Annotated in this window: 15 protein-coding genes and 1 pseudogene; 9 read left to right on the forward strand and 7 right to left on the reverse strand. The window is 62.1% G+C overall.

The annotated features are described in order from the left end of the window. Positions 1-2: 2 nt before the first annotated feature. The 8 genes from N0B28_RS17100 to N0B28_RS17135 are packed head-to-tail and all read left to right on the forward strand — an operon-like array spanning position 3 to position 13,600. Entirely contained in the window at positions 3-1,319 is a 1,317-nt protein-coding gene (locus N0B28_RS17100; protein ID WP_054915169.1) for an NAD(P)-binding domain-containing protein, read from the forward strand. Between the two features lie 28 nt (positions 1,320-1,347). Next, positions 1,348-4,884, forward strand: coding sequence for an alpha/beta fold hydrolase (locus N0B28_RS17105; RefSeq protein WP_275727712.1), 3,537 nt, complete (start codon positions 1,348-1,350; stop codon positions 4,882-4,884). After that, the gene (locus N0B28_RS17110; protein WP_275727714.1) at positions 4,881-6,371 is read left to right on the forward strand and encodes an NAD(P)-binding domain-containing protein; all 1,491 of its coding nucleotides are present in this window, start codon (positions 4,881-4,883) and stop codon (positions 6,369-6,371) included. Before N0B28_RS17105 ends, N0B28_RS17110 begins: the two co-directional genes overlap by 4 nt. After that, the gene (locus N0B28_RS17115) at positions 6,359-9,019 is read left to right on the forward strand and encodes a beta-ketoacyl synthase N-terminal-like domain-containing protein (protein ID WP_275727717.1); all 2,661 of its coding nucleotides are present in this window, start codon (positions 6,359-6,361) and stop codon (positions 9,017-9,019) included. Before N0B28_RS17110 ends, N0B28_RS17115 begins: the two co-directional genes overlap by 13 nt. After that, positions 9,016-10,833 (forward strand): acyltransferase domain-containing protein, encoded by a 1,818-nt coding sequence (locus tag N0B28_RS17120; RefSeq protein WP_275727719.1) that lies wholly within the window; start codon positions 9,016-9,018, stop codon positions 10,831-10,833. The genes N0B28_RS17115 and N0B28_RS17120 overlap by 4 nt, the downstream gene beginning before the upstream one ends. Then, on the forward strand, positions 10,830-11,093 hold the full coding sequence (locus N0B28_RS17125) for an acyl carrier protein (RefSeq protein WP_043860793.1): 264 nt from the start codon (positions 10,830-10,832) through the stop codon (positions 11,091-11,093). The genes N0B28_RS17120 and N0B28_RS17125 overlap by 4 nt, the downstream gene beginning before the upstream one ends. Then, complete coding sequence (locus tag N0B28_RS17130; RefSeq protein ID WP_275727724.1) at positions 11,086-12,816, forward strand: fatty acyl-AMP ligase; 1,731 nt, start codon at positions 11,086-11,088, stop codon at positions 12,814-12,816. Before N0B28_RS17125 ends, N0B28_RS17130 begins: the two co-directional genes overlap by 8 nt. Continuing rightward, complete coding sequence (locus N0B28_RS17135) at positions 12,803-13,600, forward strand: alpha/beta fold hydrolase (protein ID WP_275727726.1); 798 nt, start codon at positions 12,803-12,805, stop codon at positions 13,598-13,600. Before N0B28_RS17130 ends, N0B28_RS17135 begins: the two co-directional genes overlap by 14 nt. On the opposite strand, the gene N0B28_RS17140 is transcribed toward N0B28_RS17135, so the two are convergent. The 5 genes from N0B28_RS17140 to N0B28_RS17160 all read right to left on the reverse strand — a co-directional run bounded on the left by N0B28_RS17140 (position 13,597) and on the right by N0B28_RS17160 (position 18,045). After that, on the reverse strand, positions 13,597-13,887 hold the full coding sequence (locus tag N0B28_RS17140; protein WP_052504224.1) for a DUF3077 domain-containing protein: 291 nt from the start codon (positions 13,885-13,887) through the stop codon (positions 13,597-13,599). The genes N0B28_RS17135 and N0B28_RS17140 overlap by 4 nt on opposite strands. A gap of 200 nt (positions 13,888-14,087) precedes the next feature. Then, positions 14,088-14,315, reverse strand: coding sequence for a hypothetical protein (locus N0B28_RS17145; RefSeq protein ID WP_275727729.1), 228 nt, complete (start codon positions 14,313-14,315; stop codon positions 14,088-14,090). Positions 14,316-14,961: 646 nt separating this feature from the next. After that, the gene (locus N0B28_RS17150) at positions 14,962-15,327 is read right to left on the reverse strand and encodes a DUF2388 domain-containing protein (RefSeq protein ID WP_104572679.1); all 366 of its coding nucleotides are present in this window, start codon (positions 15,325-15,327) and stop codon (positions 14,962-14,964) included. A 495-nt stretch (positions 15,328-15,822) separates the two neighbouring features. After that, entirely contained in the window at positions 15,823-16,128 is a 306-nt protein-coding gene (locus N0B28_RS17155) for a DUF2388 domain-containing protein (RefSeq protein ID WP_275727734.1), read from the reverse strand. Positions 16,129-16,368: 240 nt separating this feature from the next. Next, on the reverse strand, positions 16,369-18,045 hold the full coding sequence (locus N0B28_RS17160; RefSeq protein WP_275727737.1) for a DNA cytosine methyltransferase: 1,677 nt from the start codon (positions 18,043-18,045) through the stop codon (positions 16,369-16,371). 327 nt (positions 18,046-18,372) lie between these two features. Between N0B28_RS17160 and N0B28_RS17165 the strand changes: the two genes are divergently transcribed. After that, positions 18,373-18,831: a very short patch repair endonuclease gene (locus N0B28_RS17165; RefSeq protein ID WP_275727739.1), complete on the forward strand. Its 459-nt coding sequence runs from the start codon at positions 18,373-18,375 to the stop codon at positions 18,829-18,831. A 156-nt stretch (positions 18,832-18,987) separates the two neighbouring features. Here the strand turns inward: N0B28_RS17165 and N0B28_RS17170 are convergent. Continuing rightward, a pseudogene (locus tag N0B28_RS17170) lies at positions 18,988-20,134 on the reverse strand (IS3 family transposase). A 158-nt stretch (positions 20,135-20,292) separates the two neighbouring features. Beyond that, on the reverse strand, positions 20,293-22,092 hold the full coding sequence (locus tag N0B28_RS17175) for an AIPR family protein (protein WP_275727742.1): 1,800 nt from the start codon (positions 22,090-22,092) through the stop codon (positions 20,293-20,295). Position 22,093: the final 1 nt, after the last annotated feature.

Below are 22,093 nucleotides of genomic sequence, written 5' to 3' on the forward strand. Positions count from 1 at the left end.
CAATGCAGCAGCCGACTATCGCCATCATCGGCGCCGGGGCCAGTGGCCTGGGCGTGGCAAAGGCCCTCGGCGAAGTGGGCCTGGCCTTCGAGATCATCGAGGCCACCGCGCGTTTCGGCGGCAACTGGCAGCCCGACGGCCCGGCCTCGAAAATGTATGAAGCGGTGCACCTGATCAGCTCCAAGCGCAACACCCAGTTCGCCGACTTCCCGATGCCCGAGCACTACCCGGACTACCCGCGGCACACCCAGGTGTTCGACTACCTGACGCAACTGGCCGAGCATTGCCAGCTGCAGCAGCACACCCGCTTCAACACCCGCGTCACCCACATGGACAAGACCGCCGACGGCTGGCTGCTGAGCTTCGACGACGGGCGCCAGGCCCGCTACGAGGCGGTGGTGGTATGCAACGGCCTGCTCGGCACGCCCAAGGTGCCGCAGTACCCCGGCACCTTCAGCGGGCAGGCCCTGCATGCCAGCGCGTACCGCAGCTCGGCACAGTTTCGCGGCAAGCGCGTGCTGGTGGTGGGTGGCGGCAACTCCGGTTGCGACATTGCCGTGGATGCCGCGCAAACCGCCAGCCTGGCGCTGCACTCGACCCGGCGCGGCTACCACTACATGCCAAAGTTCATCGATGGCCAGCCGACCCAGGAATGGCTGATGGACCAGGCGCCGAAATTTGCCGACGAGGACGAATACTGGGCGCACGTGGAGCGCAGCTTCAAGTTCGCCGGCTACGACGGGCGCGACTATGGCCTGCCCGCACCGGACCACGGCATTCGCGAATGCCACCCCATTCTCAACTCGCAGATTCTCTACTACATCGGCCATGGCGATGTGCAGGCCAAGCCCGATATCAGCCATTTCGACGGCCAGCAGGTGCACTTTTGCGACGCCAGCGTGGCCACCATCGACCTGATCGTATGGGCCACCGGGTACGGCATCGACCTGCCGTTTCTGCCGCTGCAGACCTTCGACTGGCAGCGCGATTTCGACTCGCTGTTTTTGCGGATGCTGCCGGCCGAGCACGACGACCTGGTGTTCGTCGGCTACCTCAACACGCCGTCGGGCATCGGCAACCTGGCCAACATGACCGGGCGCTTCGTGGCCGCCTACCTGCAGGCCCGTGCCCTGCGCAGCCCGGCCTGGCACACCGTGCAGCAGATCAAGCGTCAGCCGCAGCTGCTCGACCTGGGCCAGCAGCGCTTCATGCAGACCCAGCGCCACGCCCACGAAGTGGACCTGTGGAAGTTCATCCGGGCCGTGAACTTTCTGACCGCGCGGCTGCAGCCCTCGCCACCCTTGGCGCGTAGCGCCTGACCATCGACGACACGCCGGGGAACCGACCATGAACCAACCGACCCACCTGCCCCTGACGGGCGACCCGGACGCCGGCGCGCTGAGTGCGCGCCAGGCGCTGCTGCTGCTCGACAGCCTGGATGCCGGCGCCGCGCCGCCGCTGGAGCAGCGCCTGCTGGAGGACCTGCGCGATCTGCTGCTGGGCGTGCTGAAGATAGACCCGGCGGACTTTTCGCCCACGCGTGCATTGATGGACTATGGCCTGGACTCCATCGCCTCCACCGAAATCGGCACGCTGTTCACCCAGCGCTTCGGCATCAGCGTGCCACCGACGGTGTTCTTCGAGTTCCAGAACCTGCAGAGTTTCTGCGGCTACCTGCTGGCCAACCATCACGGGCAGTTGCTGGAGCATTACGGCGACAGTGCGCCCTTGCCCGCCCCCGCACCGGTTGTGGCTGCGGCGCCACCGATGGCGCAGGTGGTTGCGCCCGTGGCTGCCGGCGCAGTGGCCACACCCGCTACGCAAGGCCCCTTGAGCATCGAGGCGCTGTGGCAACGCTATGAGCACCTCGCCCCCGCTGCCCCGGCGGTGGTCCAGGGCACGCGAGTGAGCAACGAGTACGAGCCCAGCCAGGCCCTGCTCGACGAACAGTTCAGCCTGTGCCAGCAGGCCACGCGGGTGCAGATCCACCGACCCGGCGCGCCGCGCCTGGAATGCGCGACCTATGGCAGCGGCACGCCGGTGCTGATGCTGGGCGGGCTGGTGATGCAGTACGACGTGATGTGGCGCCTGCAACTGCAGGCGCTGGGGCGCGGGCACCGGTTGATCATGCTGCACCTGCCCGGCTGCGGCGAGGCCGAGCTGCCGCCTGCGTTCGACATTGCGCACCTGGTGGCCGATATCGTGGTGCTGCTGGATCAGCTGGGTATCGACCAGCCGCTGCCGGTGATCGGCTATTCGTTCGGCGGCGTGCTGGCCCAGGCCTTTGCCCTGGCCCACCCGCACCGCTGCGCAGGGCTGTGCATCAGCGTCAGTTCGCCGTTCAGCGAAGGCGCGTCGAACTTCCCGGTACTGATGGGCGAGCTGCAGAAAAGCCCGCGCTTCATGACCCTCAACCGCGGCTGGAACATGGCAGCGCTGCCGGCCTACCAGCAGGTGATCGGCGACTTCGACCTGCGCCCGCAGTTGGGCAACCTGCACTGCCCGTGCAGGATCATCTGCGCCAGCGACGATGCCTATCAGCCGCCGGCCTACTCGGCGCTGATCGCCAACGCCGTGCCGCATGCCGAACTGATCGAGGTGCAGGGCGCCGGGCACCTGCTGGGCTTTACCCATCACCAACGCTACAACCAGTTGCTGCTGGAGTTCCTGCACAACCTGCCAACCCCCGAAGGCCCGGCCCGGCGCCCCGTGCCCCCGGTGTTTCAGCCGGCCACCGCGCACACCCTGCAAACGCTGGAAGACTACGTGCGCCAGGGCGAACAGGGCCACTGCGCGATCCTGTCGGCGCCCGCCGCGCAGACCGCCCTGCTGCTCAATCACCTGGCCAAGCGCGGCAAGCGCGAGCCTGCCGATTACCGCAGCTACTTCATGACTTCGCTGGAGGAAGCCCTGGATGCGGCCCTGCGCCTGGCCCGCCACCATGCACGCAACCGCACCCCCGACGGCCAGGGCGAACTGCTGCTGATCGACGACAGCGGCTACTGGGCGCGCTACTTCAACCCGCTGCAGCGCGCCGATGCCAGTGCGCTGGTACCTGGCATCCGGGTGGTGGCGAGCCTTGCCCAGGCGCTGGCCTACCAGCGCCAGCATGGGCCCGAGCAACTGGCGGCGGTGGCCTGCATCCAGGCCGCCGACGCCAACGCCGAGGCCTGCGATGCCTGGCTGCGCGAGCTGGCCGGCAGCGGCATTCTCAGCCTGGTGGTGGAGCCTGCCCGGCAGGCCGGGCACTGGCCGTTGCTGGCGTTGTGCGAAAGCCCCGACCTGATCGTGCTGGGCGAGGGCCTGAGCGGGTTCCAGGCGCCGCTGGGCGCCTGCCTGGTACATGAACGGGTGAAGAACCCGTGGCTGATGACGCCCAACGAAAGCTATGTGCGCCATGTGATGAGCAACTTCGGCCTGCCGTTCAAGCTGGCCTTCGAACACCTGATGGCGCAGTTCGCCGCCGGGCTGAGCGTGGATGAACAACGCGAACTGCGCCGCATCGCCAGCAGCAGCGAAGCGACCTACCAGGCGCACCTGTGCTACGGCAACCGCGGGTACGCGAAGATCGCCCGCATGCACGGCTTCGATGGGCGCTTCCACGAGGCTCGCGGGGTGCGCTCACGGCTGATGAACGATGGCGAACCCTCGCGGGAAATCATCGACTGCTTCGTCAACGTGGGCACCTGCCCGCGCGGCCTCAACCCGCTGGATGTGATCGAGCAGGTCGCGCGCCAGCACGACACCCGGCGCGACTACTGGGGCGAGCTGCAAGGCCTGCTGCAGCACAACACCGGCCTGCCGATGGCGCTGCCGGCCTCCAGCAACGTCACCGCCGTGGAGGCCGCGCTGACCCTCGGCCTGCTGGCGGCCAGGGGCGAACGTCACAAACTGCTGTGCTTGAGCGGCGGGCTGGGGTTCTCGATGCTCAGCGCCGCGGCCTCGCACACGCTGGGCTTCGATATCTTCCGCGCGCCGTTCGAGCCACTGCATGCGCATACCGTGTTCATCGACCCGCTGGCCGAAGACGCCGAGGCGCGGTTGCAGGGCCACCTGCTGAGCGGCGAAATCGCCCTGGTGTGGTTCGAGACGATCCAGGTCGATGCCAATGCCTCGCGCCCGGTGCCGCCCCACCTGATCGCGATGATCGAGCGCCATCGCGACGCTGGCGGCTACCTGGTGGGCATCGACGAAACCCAGACCAACCTGATGACCGGGCGCTTTCTGCACAGCCAGGCACAGGTGCCGCAGCCGGATATCGTGGCACTGGGCAGCGCACTGTGCGACAGCCTGCTGCCGATGGGCGTGGTGCTGTGCAGCGAGGCCGTGACCCAGGCTGGCGCCCAGCGACAACCGCAGCGCGTGGCCGACCTGCAGGGGCGCGGCATCAGCCAGCTGAGCGCGCACCTGGCGCTGAACTGCCTGCAGGCACTGGAGCGCGAGGGTGCGCTGGCCCATGCGCGAACGCAGGGGGAGTACTTCCACCAGCGCCTGCTGGAGCTGCAACGGGCGTTCCCGCTGATTCGCGCAGTGCGCGCCGAGGGCCTGCTGCTGACGGTGGAGCTGGAGCTGGCCGGCACCCCGGCGTTTGTCGAGCGCAGCTTCGGCTACCTGCTGTGGGGCAGCCTGCTGCGCGACCCCGAAGGCGGGGTGGCGGCAGCCGTGTGCCCGATCCACAACCACTGCCTGCGCTACCTGCCGCCGCTGAACATCGACCGCGACAGCATCGACCTGATGGTCGCCAACCTGCGCCGGGCCCTGGCCCGGGGCGTGGACGGCGTGCTGCAGGACTGCGCCGAACACAACCGGCACCTGGGCGATACGCGCACTGCGCAGTTTCTGTCGAGCCTCACCCACCCTAAAAAAAAAGGACCCAACCTGTGACTGAGCACACTCGCGTCAACTCGCCAAGCCACGCCGTACCGGGTGTGGCCGCCATTCGCCCGCTGACCGGGCCAGGCCCCAGGGTGTGCATCGTCGGCGCCGGGGTCGGCGGCCTGTCGATGGCCCGCGCGCTCAAGCGCAAGCACATCGCCTTCGACTGCTTCGACAAGCGCGACCGCATCGGCGGTATCTGGGCCTTCGACCACACGGGCGAGCACACCTCGGTGTGGCACAGCATGAACATGAACACGCCCAAGGGCCTGTACCAGTTCAGCGACTTCCCCATGCCGTCGCATTACCCGGACTTCCCCTCGCACCGCCAGGTGCATGCGTACCTGGACAGCTTCGTCGAGCACTTCGCGCTGCGCGACAGCATTCACCTGGAGTGCCCGGTGCAGCACACCGAGCGCCTGGCCGACGGCACCTGGCGGGTGACCCTGGGCTCGGGCGAAGTACGCCACTACGACGCGCTGGTGGTCGCCAACGGGCACCACAACACGCCCAACCTGCCGGACTACGCAGCCACTGCCCGGATCGACAGCATCCACTCCAAGCACTATCGCTATCGCCACCCCTACCAGGACAAGACCGTGATGGTGGTGGGCGTGGGCAACAGCGGCGCGCAGATTGCCGTGGACGTGAGCCACGATGCACGCATGACCTACCTGTCGCTGCGCCGTGGGGTGTACGTGCTGCCGCACTACCTGTTCGGCATTCGCGTGGACAAGGTGATGGGCCCACTCAACGACTGGTGGGTGAAGAAGCTTCTGCCCTACCCGCTGACCGGGCTGATGTTCACCGGCCTGTACAAGCTGCTGATCGCCAAGCGCAAGCAACTGGGCATGCCCAAGCCCGACCACCTGATGATGTCGAGCCTGCCGACGCTGTCGGAGAACTTCGCCAACCGCGTGGGCGACGGCAAGCTCAAGGTGGTGCCGCAGGTGCAGCGCATCGAAGGCAACACCGTGCACTTCGTGGATGGCAGCAGCCTGGAAGTGGACGCGGTGATCTACGCCACGGGCTATCACACCGACTTCCCGTTCTTGCCCCAGAGCCTGTTGCAGATCGAGGAAAACCGCATTCCGCTGTACCAGCGGATCTTTTTGCCCGAGGTGCCGAACCTTGCCTTCATCGGCGTGTTCCAGGCCGTGACCTGGGGCTTTCTGGACATGATGGAGCGCCAGGCCGAGGTGGCCGCCGACTACTTTGCCGGTGCGTACCAGCGCCCCGGTGCCGAGGCCGAGCGCGCGCACATTGCCGCCGAGCGCAAGGTGATCGAGCGCGAGTTCCTGGCCACCCCACGCAACAACTACGAGATGCACGGCCCCACCTACCTGCACTACCTGGCCAAGGAGCTGCGCCAGGGTCGCGAGCGGGCCCAGGCCGGCAATCGCCAGAGCCCGTTGCTGAGCATCGCCCACACCTATGATGCCAGCAGCGCCGCACACCACGTCCAAGAGCGGGAGCCGGTCTCATGCCCGTCGTGACGCCGGTCGCCGTGGTCGGCATGAGCGCTCGCCTGCCGGGGGCGCCAGACCTGCGCGCGTTCTGGCAGCTGTTGCGCGAAGGCCGCGATGCGGTCGGCCAGGTGCCGGCCGAGCGCTGGAACTGGCGCGACCACGACAGCACGCTGAACCCCGGGGAAGAGACCACCTACTGCCAGCGCGGCGGCTTCATGCCCTGGGTCGACCGCTTCGACGGGCGCTTCTTCGGCATTCTGCCCCGCGAAGCGCAAGGCATGGACCCGCAGCAACGGCTGTTCTTGCAGGCGGCCTGGGCGGCGCTGGAAGATGCCGGCTACGCGCCAGGCCAGTTGGCCAAACGGCGGGTGGGGGTGTTCGTGGGCGTGGGCCATGCCGACTACCCCACGCTGATGCGCCGCGACGGCGTGCCCTGTGATGCCTGGCGCGGCACCGGCATTGCGCTGACGGCCATCGCCAACCGGGTGTCGTACTGCCTGGACCTGCACGGCCCCAGCGAGGCCATCGACACCGCCTGCTCCAGCTCGCTGGTGGCACTGCACCGTGCCCGGCAGGCACTGCAGGACGGTGAATGCGAGCTGGCGATCGTGGGCGGGGTCAACCTGCTGCTGGGGCCGGAGCTGTTCATCGCCTTCGGCAAGGCCGGCATGCTCAGCCATGCCGGACATTGCCAGACCTTCGCCGCCAGTGCCGACGGCTATGTGCGCGGCGAAGGGGTGGCCGCGCTGGTGCTTGCGCCGCTGGCGGCAGCCCAGGCCAATGGCGACTTCATCTACGGCCAGGTGTGCGCCAGCGCGCAGAACCACGGCGGCCGTGCCCACAGCTTTACCGCGCCCAACCCCAAGGCGCAGACCGAGGTGATCACCCGGGCCTGGCAGCAGAGCGGCCATTGCCCCAGCCAGGCGCGGATGATCGAGACCCACGGCACCGGCACGCCGCTGGGTGACCCGATTGAAATCAACGCGCTGAAAAACGCCCTGCCCACGACCGAGGCCGGCACGCCCATCGCCCTGGGCGCGCTCAAGAGCCAGATCGGCCACCTGGAAGCCGCGGCCGGCATTGCCTCGGTGATCAAGAGCCTGCTGTGCCTGCAGCATCGCCAGGTGGTGGGCAACCTGCACCATGACGCGCTCAACCCGCAGATCGAGCTGGCGGGCAGCCCGTTCTATCTGCCCGATGCCCCGCACTCCATGGGCGAACAGGATGCACCGCTGCTGGCCGGGGTGAGTGCGTTCGGGTTTGGCGGGGTGAATGCGCATGTGGTGCTCAAGGCTGCCGACAGGGGGAGCGAGAGCCCTGGCGTGCCCGACGGCCAGCCGTATCTGGTGCTGCTGTCGGCCAAGGATGAAGACGGCCTGCGCGCCCGTGCGCGGCAGTTGCTGGCGACCTTTGGCGAGCCCTTGCCCGATGCCGGCGGCGCGCTGCGCCAGGCGCTGGACGAACGTCTGCGCGACCTGCTGGGGCTGATGCCAGGCAACGGTGTGGCCACCCGGCTTGCCGAGCTGAAGATGGACGCCGAGGATTTTGTAGGTTGCCTGGAGCAGGCGCTGGACGCTCTGCAACTGGACGTACCCATCGATGCATGGCGCGGTGCGGTAAGCCTTGAAGAGGTGGTGGAGCGGCTGGTGGGCGAAGCGGCGGTGCAGCCTGAAGAGGCGGCACGGCTGGAGAGCTTGAATGCGTTGCCGGGCGACCTGTCGGCCAGCCTTGCGGCCATCGCCCGCAGCCTGCAGGAGGGGCGCGATGCGATGGTGCGACGGCTGGCGGTGGTGGTCGATAGTCGCGAGGCGTTGTTCGAACAGCTGCGGGCGTATCTGGGGTCGTCTGATTGCCCCTCGGATACCCGGTGGCACAGCGCTGATGGGCTGACCGCCAAACCGGCGCCGGAGGCAGGCAGTGGCCGGGCCGACCGTGCACTGCTCGAGCACTGGGCCGCACATTGGGTGGCCGGCAAAGTGCCGAGCCCGGGCTGGGCCACGCTGTATGGCGACGAGCCGCGACCACACAAGTATCCCTTGCCGGCCTACCCTTGGCGGCTGGAGCGGGTGTGGTACAGCGCAGCCGTCGCAGCACCTGCGCCGGCCACGCCGGCACAGGCGTGGCTCGACTGCTGGGCGCCTGGCGCGGCGCTGCCGGGTTCATGCATGGCGCTGGCCGCCCTGGTGGACCATGTGGCCCAGCCAAGCAGCGTGCTGCACTGGCACGATGTGTGTTTTGGCCCGCCGGTTGCCCTTGCGGCAAGCGACACGCTGCACTTTACCCGCGCCCCACGGCATTGGCAGGTGAGTGTGCACGGGCAGGTGCTGCTGCAGGTCGAGACCGCGGCTGCGGTTGCTGCCGCGCCGGTATTGCAGGCGCTGCCCGTCACGGCAGAGGGTGTGCAGGCGACACTGCCCCAGGGCCTGGACGGCTACCGGCTGTGGGCTGCGCTGTTGACCCACCTGAGCACGGCGGCGGGCACCAGCCTGCCCTATCGCATTCGCACGCTGACGCTTGATCCCCAGGCGTTGCGAGACGCGCGGCAGCTGATTGTCGAGCGCCAGGACATGACCTTCGATGTGGCCCTGTGCACGGCCGATGGCCGCTGCGCACTGCGCCTGGAGGGCATGCAGATGCGCGCCTTCGACCTTGTGCGCCAGCAGGTGAGCGCATGAAGGCGTGGTTGTTCCAGGGCCAGGGCAGCCAGCGCAAGGGCATGGGCGCGGCGTTGTTCGCGCGTTTTCCGGCGCTGGTGGCCGAAGCCGATGCGGTGCTGGGTTACTCGATCGAGCGTCTGTGCCTGGAAGACCCCGAGCAGCAGTTGAACCTCACCACCTTCACCCAGCCGGCCATCTATGTGGTGTCGTGGCTTGGCTACCTGGCGGCACGTGAGGATGGCGCCGTTGCCAGCGTTGCGGCCGGGCACAGCGTGGGTGAGTACGCGGCGCTGACCGCTGCCGGCGCGCTGGACTTCAGCCTGGGCCTGCGCATCGTCATCGAGCGGGCGCGGTTGATGGCCCAGGTGCAGGGCGGCGGGCTGGTGGCGGTGCTGGGCCACGATCGACAGCGGGTGCAGGCACTGCTGGACGAACGGCCGGATGCAGGCCTGGCCATCGCCAATATCAACAGCCCCACACAGATCATCGTAGGGGGCACGCTGGCAGCCCTTGAACAGTTGCTGGAGCACTGCACAGCGCGGGGGATTCGGGCCATTGCGCTGAAGGTGAGCGGGCCCTTTCATACCGCGCACATGGCCGCTGTGGAGCAACCGTTTCGGGACTTTCTGCAACGCATGAGCGGAGCGTTTCGCGAACCGGCATTCCCGGTGATCGCCAACGTGCACGCGCGCCCGCATACCCGCGACGGGCTGGTGGAGGCACTGTCCACACACCTGACCCACCCGGTGCAATGGCAGCAGGTGATCGAGCGGATGCTGGCCGAGGGCGTCGAGGATTTTGTCGAGATCGGCCAGCCTGCGATTCTGGGTGGGATGCTCAAGGCTATTCGTGAGCAGCCTGCCATTGAGCGGTCGAATGCCCCTACGCGCCCTGTGCTGGTGATTGCGCCTGACGCCCCCGCGCTGCTGAGCGAACTGGCGCGCCACGGGGCCATGGGGCTGATCGACAGTCACGGCCTGGACCAAAAACAGTTGAAGGCCCGTGTGCTGCGCCTGAGTGCCGAGCCGCAGGTGGGCGGCCGTTTCGGTATCCGCCTGCATGGCCGCGCAGATTCAGCACTGATTGATTGGCTGGCGGACCAGACACTGGCCTGCATCGAGGTGCCGGCCCACTGGCAGCCCCTGCGTGAGCGCTGCCCTGGGGTGCGTTGGCAGGTGCGGGTCGAGTGCATCGATGAGCTGGAGGCTGACGCCTATGCGCTGGTGATTGCTGCCGATACACACCTGCCCCTGCTGCTGGCAGCGCTGGCCCGGCGCAAGCCTTGCGGGCCGAAGATCGGCGCCAGCGGCCTGATCGGCAGCCCTGCCAGCGCCCAGGCGATGTTCGATATGGGGGTGGATTTCGTGGTGTGCGGCAGCGTGTTTCTGCTGGGCAGCGAGGCCGGCCTGCCCGTCGAGCGTCAGCAGCAGCTTGCCGGCATGACACAGGCCGAGCATCGCCCGTTGACGGACTGGCGCTACCCCGAGTTCGCCAGCCGCACGCCCGGCTATGTGCTCGACAGCTTACGCAACGAACAGGCCGAGGCGTTGCAGGCCTTCTACCTCAGCGACAGCGGCGGCGACCAGGCCGCGCTGCGCGACCGCCTTGGCGACGCTGCCAACCCCGCGACCCAAGCCACCTGCGCACGCCGCGCACTGCAGGCCCACATGCTCGCCGGCCTCAACCAATGGCAACAGCCGGGCGATGCCTCGCTATGGCTGTTCAATCGCTGGCGCCAGCGCTGCCGGCCCGAGCTGCCCATTCCCATGCCCACGGAGCAATTGCTCAACCTGCTCTGCCCTCCCCTCTGCCCTTCAAGGACAACGCCATGACCCTGGTCGAGACGCTGCAAACGCGCATCAGCGAATTCATCTGCTGTGAAATGGACCTGCCGCCCGAGGACATCGACCTGGATACGCCCCTGGGTGCGTTCGGGCTGGGCTCGCTGGCGGGCATGAAACTGATCGGCAGCCTGGAGCAGCAGTTTGGCTTGCGCCTGTCGCCGACCCTGGTGTTCGAGCACCCGACCATCGCCGAATTGGCCCTCGCCATCGCGGCGATTGCCGCCCGTGGGGAGGCCGCGCATGTTTGACAAGAGCTGCCTGAGCCCACAGGAACTGGCCAGTGCCACCGGCCTGCTGGCGGTGCACGATAGCCTGGCGCTGCGCGCCTGGGTGCACCCGCACAAGGTGCTGTTCACCCTGCTCGACGACCAGGGGGAAGAACAGCAGCAGGTCAGCTACCAGCAGTTGCTGGGGCGGGCCAGCGCCATCGCCCGCCAGTTGCAGGCCGTGAGTGAGCCGGGTGATCGCGTGGCGCTGTTCTTCCCGCAGGGCCTGGACTTTATCGCAAGCTTTCTGGCCTGCCTGATCGCCGACCGCATCGCCGTCCCCGTCAACCTGCCGAACCGGCGCCGGGTGGAGCGTTGCCTGAGCATTCTGCATGACAGCGGCAGCCGCCTGCTGCTGGTGGCCGCAAGCGAACAGGCAATGCTGCAGCAGGCATTTGCCGGCACCCCGGCGGCGGCGCTGGCGATGCTGAGCCCTACCGACGATTGCGACGCACCGCTGGCGTTCGCCCGGCCTGCGGAGCGTGACCCACAGCGCGTCGCCTTCTTGCAGTACACCTCCGGCTCCACCTCGGCGCCCAAGGGCGTGAGGGTGAGCCACGCCAACATCACCGCCAACCTGCGCATGATGCGCGACAGCTGGGCGCTGGACCACACCAGCGACTTCGTCACCTGGCAGCCGCACCACCATGACATGGGCCTGATACTCGGGCAGCTGCTGCCCATCGTGCTGGGCAACCACACGGTGATCATGGCGCCGGCGACCTTCGTGCGTCAGCCGCTGATCTGGTTGCAGGCCATTGCGCGGTACAAGGCGCGGTTGGCCGGGGGGCCGAACTTTGCCTACAACCTGGCGGTGGAGCGTTACGACGCCGAACGCCTGCAGGGCCTGGACCTGTCCCACTGGACCCACGCCCTCAACGGCGCCGACGTGGTACGCCCGGCAAGCCTTGCGCGCTTTGCGCAGCAGTATGCGGGGCATGGCTTCAGGGCCAGCGCGTTTGTGCCGTGCTATGGGCTGGCGGAGGCAACGCTGTTCGTGAGCGGCGGGCCGCAGGGGCGGCCGGTGTGCTCGGTGGTGGTGCCCGTGGATGCGGGGGCATCGCAGGAGCTGGTGGGGTGTGGCGAGCCTTCGTGGGAGGTGGAAATCGCAATCGTCGACCCGGCCAGCCGACAGCGCTGCACGCCTGGGCACATCGGCGAAATCTGGCTACGCGGGCCGAGCATTGCACAGGGCTATTGGCAGAACCCGGCGGCGACCGAGGCGGGTTTCAAAGCGCGGATCGACGATGGCAGCCCCCTGGATTACCTGCGCACCGGCGACCTGGGTTTTGTCGGCCCCGACGACCGCCAGCTGTACGTGTGTGGCCGGCTCAAGGACCTGATCATCTGCGAGGGCCGCAACCTGCACCCCGAAGACATCGAGTACACCGTGATCGAAGCCCTGGACGAGGTGCGCCCGCAGAGTTGCGCGGTGTTCAGCCACGACAACGAGCAGCAGCGCCAGACCCTGGTGGCGGCCATCGAACTGAACCGCGAGATCAAGCGCTGGCTGCAGGACAACCCGCGTCAGCTCAAGGCGGTGGTACGCAGCGCGGTGGTGGACCAGCACGGCATCACCCTCAACCGCATCGTGTTCGTGCAGCCCACCAGCATGCACAAGACCACCAGCGGCAAGATCCAGCGCGCGAAGATGCGCCAGCTGTACCTGGCGAGCGAGCTGGACCTGTTCGATGAGACCCGCTGAGCCGCTGGTGCAGTGGCTGGCAGACGCCGAAGCGCCGGTCAGCCTGGTCTGCTTTCACTGCGCGGGCGGCAGCGCGCAGAGCTTCTTTGCGTGGAAGCAGGCGGCGGCTGGGGTGTGCGAGTTGTACGCCGTGGAACTGCCGGGGCGCAGCCGGCGCTTGCGCGAGCCGTTCGCCCGCTCGGTAACGGAGGTGGCCGCGGCGTTTGCCGAGCAGTGCCAGGCGTTGCCCGACAAGCCGCTGGTGCTGTTCGGGCACAGCCTGGGCGCCCTGCTCGCCTACGAGACTGCGCGGGTGTTGCTGGCGCAGGGGGTGCGCAAGCCCGTGCACCTGCTGGTGTCTTCTCGCCAGAGCCCGGACTGGCTGCCCGTGTGCGCTGGCCTGCCAGCACTCAATGACCAGGCCTTGCGCGATTACCTGGCGAACCTTGCCGGCACGCCACGGGAGGTGCTAGCGAACCAGGCGATGATGGACCTGGCGGTGCCGATACTGCAGGCCGACCTGGAGTTGATTCTGGGGTATCGCCACACGCATGTGCGCGGCCTGGACATCCCGGTGGATGCGTTTGGCGGTATGGGTGACGAGCAGGTGCGCTTTGAATCGCTGGGTTGTTGGCAGCGCGTGACCGAGGGTGGTTTCAGCTTGCGCATGATCGAGGGCGGGCACTTTGCGGTGATGCAGCAGCCGCAGGTGGTGATGGCGCGGGTGCGGGTGATCGGTGACGACCTTGCCGCGGCCGAGGGGCAGCATCGGCGCCCTTCGCCCGCTGCTGTGCGGGGTGGCTAGTCGGTGAGCATGGCGTGAGCCACGTCCTCGACCAGGGCTTTTGACATGCCGCTGAGGCAGTGCGCGGCCCAGATCAGCGAGGCGTCCTGCTGGGTGCCGGCTTGCAGGGTGAGCTTGTACACGCAGCTCATCAGCGCGGCGGCTTGTTCCAGCGCGAACTGCGCATTGTGACCGGGTTGCACGCGGAACAGCCGGTCGGCGTTGGAGGCTGCTTCGCCTTCGCCGAAGGTGCCGACGCCGATGGTTTTGACCGCGTTTGTGGCGGGTGCAATCGAATCCTTGTCCATCCAAAATGCTCCTGCAGCGTTGCCAATTTCAGGAGGTGTGGGGGCTCTACAGGCGCCGCATAACCTTGTAGGAGCTGGCCTTGCCAGCGAATGCAGACACCGCCGTAGCCGAATGCACACCACAAAACCCTGTAGGAGCGGGCTTGACCCGCGAACGACCGCAACGCGGTCGCATAGCACCCAAGCCCCCTACTACCTCATCAGTGAACAGCCTGAACCCGACTCAACGCCACCTCCACCAACCCCCGCGCGTGCTCTATCTCATGCACGGCCGCCAGGCTGAGCATCTGCTGGGGGACTTGGGAATGAAGTAGCACCGCGTGCTGCGACACGGTCTGTGCGCAGAGCAGGTATTCGGAGAGTTGAATGAGGATGTCTTCGAGGGTCTGGGGGGTGTGGTGGGGTGGGTCTGGGACGATTTTTAGCATGACGATCTCCTTGCTTTATGGAGCCGCCAAACACCCTGCTGTCAAACAAGAAGGTGGCAGCTATACGCGGGTTGACAGACCGAGAAAGCAAGGAACCCGGCGCACACGAGTGTGCCCCACGTACAGCCGCCATAAAGCGAGCACATGCGGATTGCTTGATATCGATCTGTCAAAACCGGTCGTTGGATTGACAACGACGTGGGGAGACTAGAGCGGTATGAAGGCGCCCGCAATGGCTGGAAAGCGGCGGAAGTATGAATGGGAAATGGACTACACGGAATAAGGAATGTCTGAAATTTTCGGAGAAACTGCACGTTTAGTCTTGTATCAGAAGGCTACTCAGACAGTAAGGTGGCAGCTGTACTTGGGTTGACAGACCGAGAGCATTGAAACTCGGCGCACGTTGATGTGCCCCACGTACAGCCACCATAAAGATGCACCTACGCTAGACGTCGAAGACGATTTGGCAAAAACGGACGCTTAATTGGCTGCGACGAAGGGAGCGTAGTAGAGCGACGGACGCGGCGCCATGACGAGCGTGCAGCCAAACTGCGATTCGGAAAGTGACTACAGGAAAGTTGGAAAACTTGAGGTTCGGATGTGACGGATTGTAAATTTGCGAGAGAACAGCGATTCAGCCAGAGCTCTAGTTCGCTGGCTGATAAGCCAAGATCGCCTTCGCCAGCCGCATCTCGTCCTCAATGGTAATCGTGCGCGTGGGCTGCAGTGCTATGAAGGCGGCTTGTAGCTCTACGCCCAGAATGGTGCCGTCGCTAGCCACGTAGGCAGCAGCATCATTACGGGCGTCCACGATTTTTTTATCCTGGTTTTTGCTGCTATTTCGGCTGCTGGCTTCCGCGTCCTCGGTCAGGGTCACGGGAAACAGCGTCACGGCCAGAGATGAGGTAACGATTACTCCGAGGAACGTGGGTTCTACGGCGCGGCCATCCCCGGCTTGTGCGGATGGGATGGCGGAAAAACTGAGCACAATTGCCGCTAAAAGTTTGCGCACCTACTCGCTTCCTGCGTTAGACCGATCGGGCAAAAACGCAATGTACGCGCATTCGGGCGAAGTATCGACTGAGGGAACATCAGACGGACAACATTGGACCAATCGGGGAGTTAACACATACCAGCAGTCGATCAAGTAGGTGGTGGCGGTACGCGGGTTGACAGACCGAGGACTCTAGAACTCGGCGCACACGAGTGTGCCCCACGTACAGCCGCCATAAAGGGTGCACGTGCGCCAAGAGTCAGGGACGGCCTGTCAAAGCCGGTCGTTGATGAGCAACAACGCGGAGGAGACTAGAGCGCTGACAGGGCCGGCGCAATGGCTGGCGTGCGGCGGGAGTATGATTGGGAAAGAGACGACAGGGAATAGGGAAAGGCTGAGGTTTGGATGTAACGGATTGCAAATCCGTTGTGAGAAAGGCGCTTTAGCCAGGACTTTAGTTCGCTGATTGATAGGCCAGGATCGCCTTCGCCAGTTGCATCTCGTCCTCAGTAGTTACCGTGCTTGCGGGCCGCAGCGCTGACAAGGCAGCTGCAGCTCCACACCCAGAATGGCGCCGTCGCTTGCCACGTAGGCCGCCGCGTCATTGCGGGCGTCTACGATTTTTCTATCCTGGTTTTTGCTGCTATTTCGGCTGCTGGCTTCCGCGTCCTCGGTCAGGGTCACGGGAAACAGCGTCACGGCCAGAGAAGACGTAACGATTACTCCGAGGAACGTGGGTTCTACGGCGCGTCCATCCCAGGCTTGGGCGGATAGGATGGCGGAAAAACTGAACACAATTGCCGCTAGTAAATGGCGCACCTACTCGCTCCATCCGTTGGACCGATCACCCAAAGCAAAATATACAAGCCATTGGACGTATATTTCTCGAACAATTTGACCATCCGGAAAAGAGCGATACCATCGTGCCCAGTAAGTTTTTAGTCTTCGCAAATTCAATATTAACCGGGTCAAAATGACAAAGCTCTTACGCATGTATAGTGCGTTCGGCTGACTCAGTCATATCTTTATCAAATGTACAATCGGCCGCTTGATCAGGTGCTAGAGTGCTGCATCCTGCGCAGCTCGGCTCTCCACATTATCTCGACTTTCGGCAACCCGCCGACATACTAAGTCATACACGATTTTAGCGATCTTGTTGGCCAGTAAAGGCGGTACTGCATTACCCACTTGGTGGTACTGCTGGGTTCGATTCCCTTCGAAATAGTAGTTATCCGGAAATGTCTGAAGTCGCGCGGCTTCGCGAACAGTCAGGCTACGACATTGCGCTGGGTCGTAATGAATAAAGTAGTGCCCATCTTTTGAGATATGGCTGGTGATAGTAGTTGCCGGTAACTCGGCAAGCTGTACCCTGAAGCGGTCACTAAACTTACCACTTTCCCAATTTTTGTGAGCGGGAGCAAGACCAGGAAGTGAGAATTGTTGATGGCCTTTGGGCGAATATTTATTATGCTCAGCAAACGTACTTGCAAAAGCGTATCGCCGAAGATCCGACTGCATATGACTACGGGCATCATGACTCATCCAATATTTGATATTGGGGTCCTGATACCAAGCATCTAGCGATTGGATACCGGTACTACCTTCACCTTGCTGCTTTAGAACTCGCTCACTACCTGAGCTGTTTGGCGCGTCAAAAAGTGCATTTCGAGTAGCTCGCAGCGGCTCAATAAGTTCTCCATCTTCGAGTTCTGCGCAACGCAGCAAATCATCCACTTCATCGGCAACGGTTCGATACCATTCTTCCCGAGAATCCGACCGCCGTGACAGTTTGCTTCTAAGTTTTGGCAGCCCACCAATAGCTTGCCTAACCGACACGGGGTCTGCTGTATCCAAGAGCTCATGAGCCGGAACATTACCCTGCTCATCGATTGCTATTCCCAAAAGAATTACACGATGACGAGCTTGTGGAATTCCGTACTTTTCAGCTTCGATGATAAAAGACTTTGGATTAACTCCGTCTATACCATCTGAAGAGCTGAACGATTCCTCGGAGACCAAAGAGCAAATCTTGTATTTCTGCCCACCTTCTACCCCATCCAATGCTTTGGTAGGATCAACCAAGTCATTCAAGATCTGAGAAAAAATCCCCTTACCCCCGACCTTGGAAGACAAGATCCCTTTAACGTTTTCCATGACAAATACAGTGGGGCAATAATCCTTGATGATGCGAAGATAATCTTTGTAAAGAAAATGACGATGATCATTCTCAGGGACGTAACCCTGCTTGGCTTGGTTTCTGGCTCTACCAACGATCGAGTACGCTTGGCATGGAGGGCCACCAATCAGGACCCACGGGCGCCCATCCTTAATCAATCTGGCTTTGATGAGTTCATTCAGCTCCTCATCACCCTCTATCGAACCCAAGGTTATCTGCCTTGCCTCCTCCTCGGCCCGGTTCCAGAATTCTGCTGTTTTTGGACTACTGGGCGTTGGTGCCTCTCCATTGCAGTACCGATAATAATCCTGCAGACCGTCTCGGTACTCGCGCTTGAGCAAACGGTAGAAAGCACGGAGTCTGAGCGTTCTTCTGGCGACAGGATCCATTTCGGCAGAAACGATGATATCGAAGTGCTTGCCATCACCGGAGGATGAAAAACCCTCACCCATCCCACCAGGACCTGCGAAAAGGTCAACGATCTGGATAGCGTCCTCAACTGGAACAGCTGGCTCGGCGATCGCCTTCGGGGGAAAAAGTAGGTTCTGGTATTGGGTCATGGGCATCATTTTTCAGGAATCAGGAATGGCAAGAGCGCTGGCAACCTAGCCGCTATACTTTATCAAGATTAGGGCAGTAGCGCAGCTGCAGCCTCGCTAGCTACGATCCTTACGCTCTGTTAGGTGGGCAACATCCCAGCCACAAGCACCTTCCCGACGGAAAACACAGTTTCAAACTATAGTTTGTCACTAAACGCAACTGAACCTTTATTGATCTGTACACATTGAGTGGGAGGAACGACAATTTCCAAGGGCGCTCGGGAGCGCTAGCGCAGCTTCGATAGGCACCATCCTTCCGCGAGAACAGGCGCATCCAAAGGGTGATTCATGGACATAGTCAGTAAAGAAGTCAGATCTCGCATGATGGCCAACATTCGAGGCAGTAATACAAATCCAGAAATGAAGGTCCGAAAAATTCTACACAGACACGGCTTCAGGTATCGATTGCACCAACGAACGCTTCCAGGTCGCCCCGATGTGGTTTTACCTCGTTACCGGCTCTGCATATTCATCCATGGCTGTTTCTGGCACAGGCACCCTGGGTGCAGGTATGCGACAACCCCAAGTTCTCGCGAAGAATTCTGGCGCTCCAAGTTCGAGCAGAACATGAAACGAGATAATAAAAACAGGAACGAGCTGTTACAACTGGGCTGGCGCGTCTTCGAAATTTGGGAATGCGGAACACGCAAACCTGAAGCAGAGATGAACTGGCTCCTAGAGGCTGTACCGGACTTTAATCAGCACTACATTTCTTGGCCAACTTTATCTGCCGCCCTCTCCATCTGAACCCAATGTCCCGGACACCAAGCATGGAGGCGGGCTTGCCCAAACCTCCTTATTCACTACACAAACAAGCGAATACCAAAATCGCTACCTAAATACAATTAAAAAGAAGCACGAGGCTAGAGAAGCACTTATAATAACTGAATCGCCCCTGGTTTCCTAGACACTCTCCAAGCTCAGAAAATAGCGTTTCTCATACTCTACTGGCGCCAGCTGCATAGCACTGCTGTATCGGCGTTTAGGATTATAGAACATCTCGATGTAATCGAAAATATCACTTCGGGCTTCGTCACGCGTTCCGTAGATCTTTCGTCGGATTCGCTCCCGCTTCAAAAGCTGGAAAAAGCTCTCGGCTACGGCGTTGTCATGGCAGTTTCGCCGACTCATACTGCTAATCACGTTGTTGGCCTTCAAGAAGCTTTGCCAATCTGAGCTACTGAATTGACTGCCTTGGTCTGAATGAATCATCACTTGCTGCTGTGGCTTGCGGCGCCACACGGCCATCAGCATGGCGTCGATCGCCAGGTCGCTGCACATCCTGGGCTTCATTGACCAACCAATCACTTGGCGGAAAAACAGATCCAGCACTACCACCAGGTACAGCCATCCTTCATAGGTGCGGATGTAAGTGATGTCTGTCACCCAGACCTTGTTCGGCTCACAGACCTTGAACTGCCGCGCAAGGTGGTTAGGCGAGGCGACGGTTGGCTTTCCGCCATAAAACCCTGGACACCGTCGATACCCGTTTGTGAACGCAGTCCCTTTGCCTGCATCAAACGACCGACTAGATTCCGCCCACAGATCTCTCCTAGCTCTCGCAGGTCATCGTGAATCTTGCGATAGCCATACACGCCTCCGCTTTCTAACCAGGCCTGCTTGATCAAGCCAAGCAGACGTTGATCTTCTTTTGCTCGGGCAGATTGAGGCTCGGCCAACCAAGCGTAGTAGCCGCTGGGGTGCACCTTGAGGGTTTGGCGAAGGCGACGCACTGGGTAATCCGTCGAGTGCTTCTTGATGAAGGCGTACTTCAGCCGCACTCCTTGGCGAAGTACGCGGCGGCCTTCTTTAAGATGTCTCGCTCTTCCGTCACGCGCTTGAGTTCAGCGCGTAATTTGCGCAGTTCGGCTTGCTGATCATCGTCTTGCTGACGCTGCTCTTGGGGCTTGCTGTAGACCTTGATCCAGGCGTAAAGGCTGTGCACGGACATGCCCAGACGCTAGGCGACATCGGCGACAGGTTTGCCTTTTTCGGTCACTTGCTTGACCGCTTCGATCTTGAATTCTTCGGGGTAACGCTGACGACTCATGGCACCTCCTATCTGGACCTCATTATAAGGCTTGGAGGTGTCTAGGAAACCAGGGGCGATTCAGCTGGCTATGACCAGCGGCATATCTCGTGACCGCATCAGTGGCTCGAATCAGCAAAAATTCAGCTGCTTTTGATATAGATGGAAGAGCCCTACTGTCATCGCAACTCAGGTATTCCGCTCGCTGGAGATGAGAAATCTGCCGATTTGATTTTTGTCCAAGTGTCCACCCGCTTAGCTACTTCTGAAATTTGCTGACCTGGAGCAACCCTATTGAACTCCGCGTTCACGATCACGGCCCAACTCCACAGCAGTTCGCGCAACCCACCAGAAATCCCTTGCCTAATCCAAATCTGCTCGAGATCCAGTCTATCACCAAGTCTGTCCGCCACCACAGACACTACATAGGTGGCTACGTTCACCCATCCTTGACGGAAGACCTCCTTTGCGTCCTTCGTTTTGATCATGCTTTCGATCGCCTTAAAGAGAATGACCTTGGCAATCATTGCACGATACCAAGGAGCATCGAGCGGACTGGGAACTACTTCCGGAACCTTGTCTAACGCTTCCATAAACAAGACAAAATTCTTTTCCCCACCCCTGGCCACTACATCCGGCTTACAGCGCCACGCTTCGTGATACTTTGCGATGTCGTTCTTGGTCAACTTGCGCTTCGGCGGAACCGTCTCTTGCAGCTTTCGACGCTTCGCTGGAGTATTGCCATCTCTCAGCAGCATGACATTGTAGGCACCTGCGGCTCGTTCGTAGAACCACCGTGTGGCACCATCAGGGCACCAAGTCTCGTTTGCAAGCTTCTCAAGCTGAACATGGAACGGCCGATTCGCAGACAGATCAGAGATTTTCACGGCATTCTGACTGTTCGCATAACGCGAGACGTTACAGATTAGTCGCTCGCGCGCTTCATCCTGCGAGCCCTTAAGGATTATGATTTTTGCTGGGACCATGACGTGACTTAAATCAATAGTCCTGTCATCGCGAGATGCGAAGTAGATGGACGAGGTCGTCTGCCCACCATTGACAATCTGCAATCCCTTCAGAAAAGAGAGCCCCAGATTGCCGTCATCGGCTCGCTCGAATACCGCTTCGTCACAAACAAGGACGAGGCCGTTGTTGAAGGCGAGAAAGTGCTCCGGCTCCTTACGGAGCGTTTCGACGATACCTTTATTCACCGACTTTTTGTTGCCAAGAAAAGTTCGCACATTGGCTTCTAGCAACCGCGGGCCGAAGCGCAAGTAAAGCTCACGAATGAGCTGACCCGGAATTGCTGTCAGCGCATATTCATAGTCGGCATCGGGATCAGGTACATGGACGCAGGGAAGTGGGCGCCCGATTGACTGGACAAAGCTTAGAGCCAGCTCATCCCGAGGCTTTCCATCAGTGTGACGGAACAGTCTCTCCATATCCATGGACTCAATAGCCACGATCTTGTCATGGACCTCCTTGTTGGAAAATCGCTTGCTCTTAGTCTTACCGTCGGTAATTACGAACACTCTAAGCCGGTCAATGTCACTCCAGCGAGATCTAATCGTCGTGACTAAATCCCGGACCGAATGAGTCGGATCAATCTTTGCGTCGAGGTTCCCGCTCGCCGCACGAAACAGAAAGCGAACTCCCTCACTGGCGGAGGCTGTTGCATCCGAGTCTGAGAGTTCTTGAAGATGCTCAGTGCCAAAGTAGTGACTGACAAACAGGTCGAGGGCAGCTTCATCCGCGCTCAACGCATAGCCAGTGATACGCAACTTCGCGTTGCCCACCTTTCCGTTCCAGTGGCAGACCACAGACTCTTCGCAAATCCCTGCCTCCGCAAGATGTTCCATTATCTTCTCAGCAAAGACGAGCTCCTCTGAAGGGAACAGCCCTTCACCGGCCTCAACTCGCTCGACAATCGTCGCATGTAGATCTGAACGGAAGTTGCGGTGAAACTCTTCAAGGCTCATG

It is taken from the genome of Pseudomonas sp. SD17-1, assembly GCF_029201585.1.
Lineage (GTDB): Bacteria > Pseudomonadota > Gammaproteobacteria > Pseudomonadales > Pseudomonadaceae > Aquipseudomonas > Aquipseudomonas palmensis.

What these genes read in the sequence shown, in the direction of transcription:
- N0B28_RS17115 (WP_275727717.1), top strand. Translation starts at nt 6,359, where the DNA reads ATGCCCGTCGTGACGCCGGTCGCCGTGGTCGGCATGAGCGCTCGCCTG.
- N0B28_RS17140 (WP_052504224.1), bottom strand. Translation starts at nt 13,887, where the DNA reads ATGGACAAGGATTCGATTGCACCCGCCACAAACGCGGTCAAAACCATC.
- N0B28_RS17165 (WP_275727739.1), top strand. Translation starts at nt 18,373, where the DNA reads ATGGACATAGTCAGTAAAGAAGTCAGATCTCGCATGATGGCCAACATT.
- N0B28_RS17125 (WP_043860793.1), top strand. Translation starts at nt 10,830, where the DNA reads ATGACCCTGGTCGAGACGCTGCAAACGCGCATCAGCGAATTCATCTGC.
- N0B28_RS17100 (WP_054915169.1), top strand. Translation starts at nt 3, where the DNA reads ATGCAGCAGCCGACTATCGCCATCATCGGCGCCGGGGCCAGTGGCCTG.
- N0B28_RS17160 (WP_275727737.1), bottom strand. Translation starts at nt 18,045, where the DNA reads ATGACCCAATACCAGAACCTACTTTTTCCCCCGAAGGCGATCGCCGAG.
- N0B28_RS17175 (WP_275727742.1), bottom strand. Translation starts at nt 22,092, where the DNA reads ATGAGCCTTGAAGAGTTTCACCGCAACTTCCGTTCAGATCTACATGCG.
- N0B28_RS17120 (WP_275727719.1), top strand. Translation starts at nt 9,016, where the DNA reads ATGAAGGCGTGGTTGTTCCAGGGCCAGGGCAGCCAGCGCAAGGGCATG.
- N0B28_RS17135 (WP_275727726.1), top strand. Translation starts at nt 12,803, where the DNA reads ATGAGACCCGCTGAGCCGCTGGTGCAGTGGCTGGCAGACGCCGAAGCG.
- N0B28_RS17130 (WP_275727724.1), top strand. Translation starts at nt 11,086, where the DNA reads ATGTTTGACAAGAGCTGCCTGAGCCCACAGGAACTGGCCAGTGCCACC.
- N0B28_RS17105 (WP_275727712.1), top strand. Translation starts at nt 1,348, where the DNA reads ATGAACCAACCGACCCACCTGCCCCTGACGGGCGACCCGGACGCCGGC.
- N0B28_RS17145 (WP_275727729.1), bottom strand. Translation starts at nt 14,315, where the DNA reads ATGCTAAAAATCGTCCCAGACCCACCCCACCACACCCCCCAGACCCTC.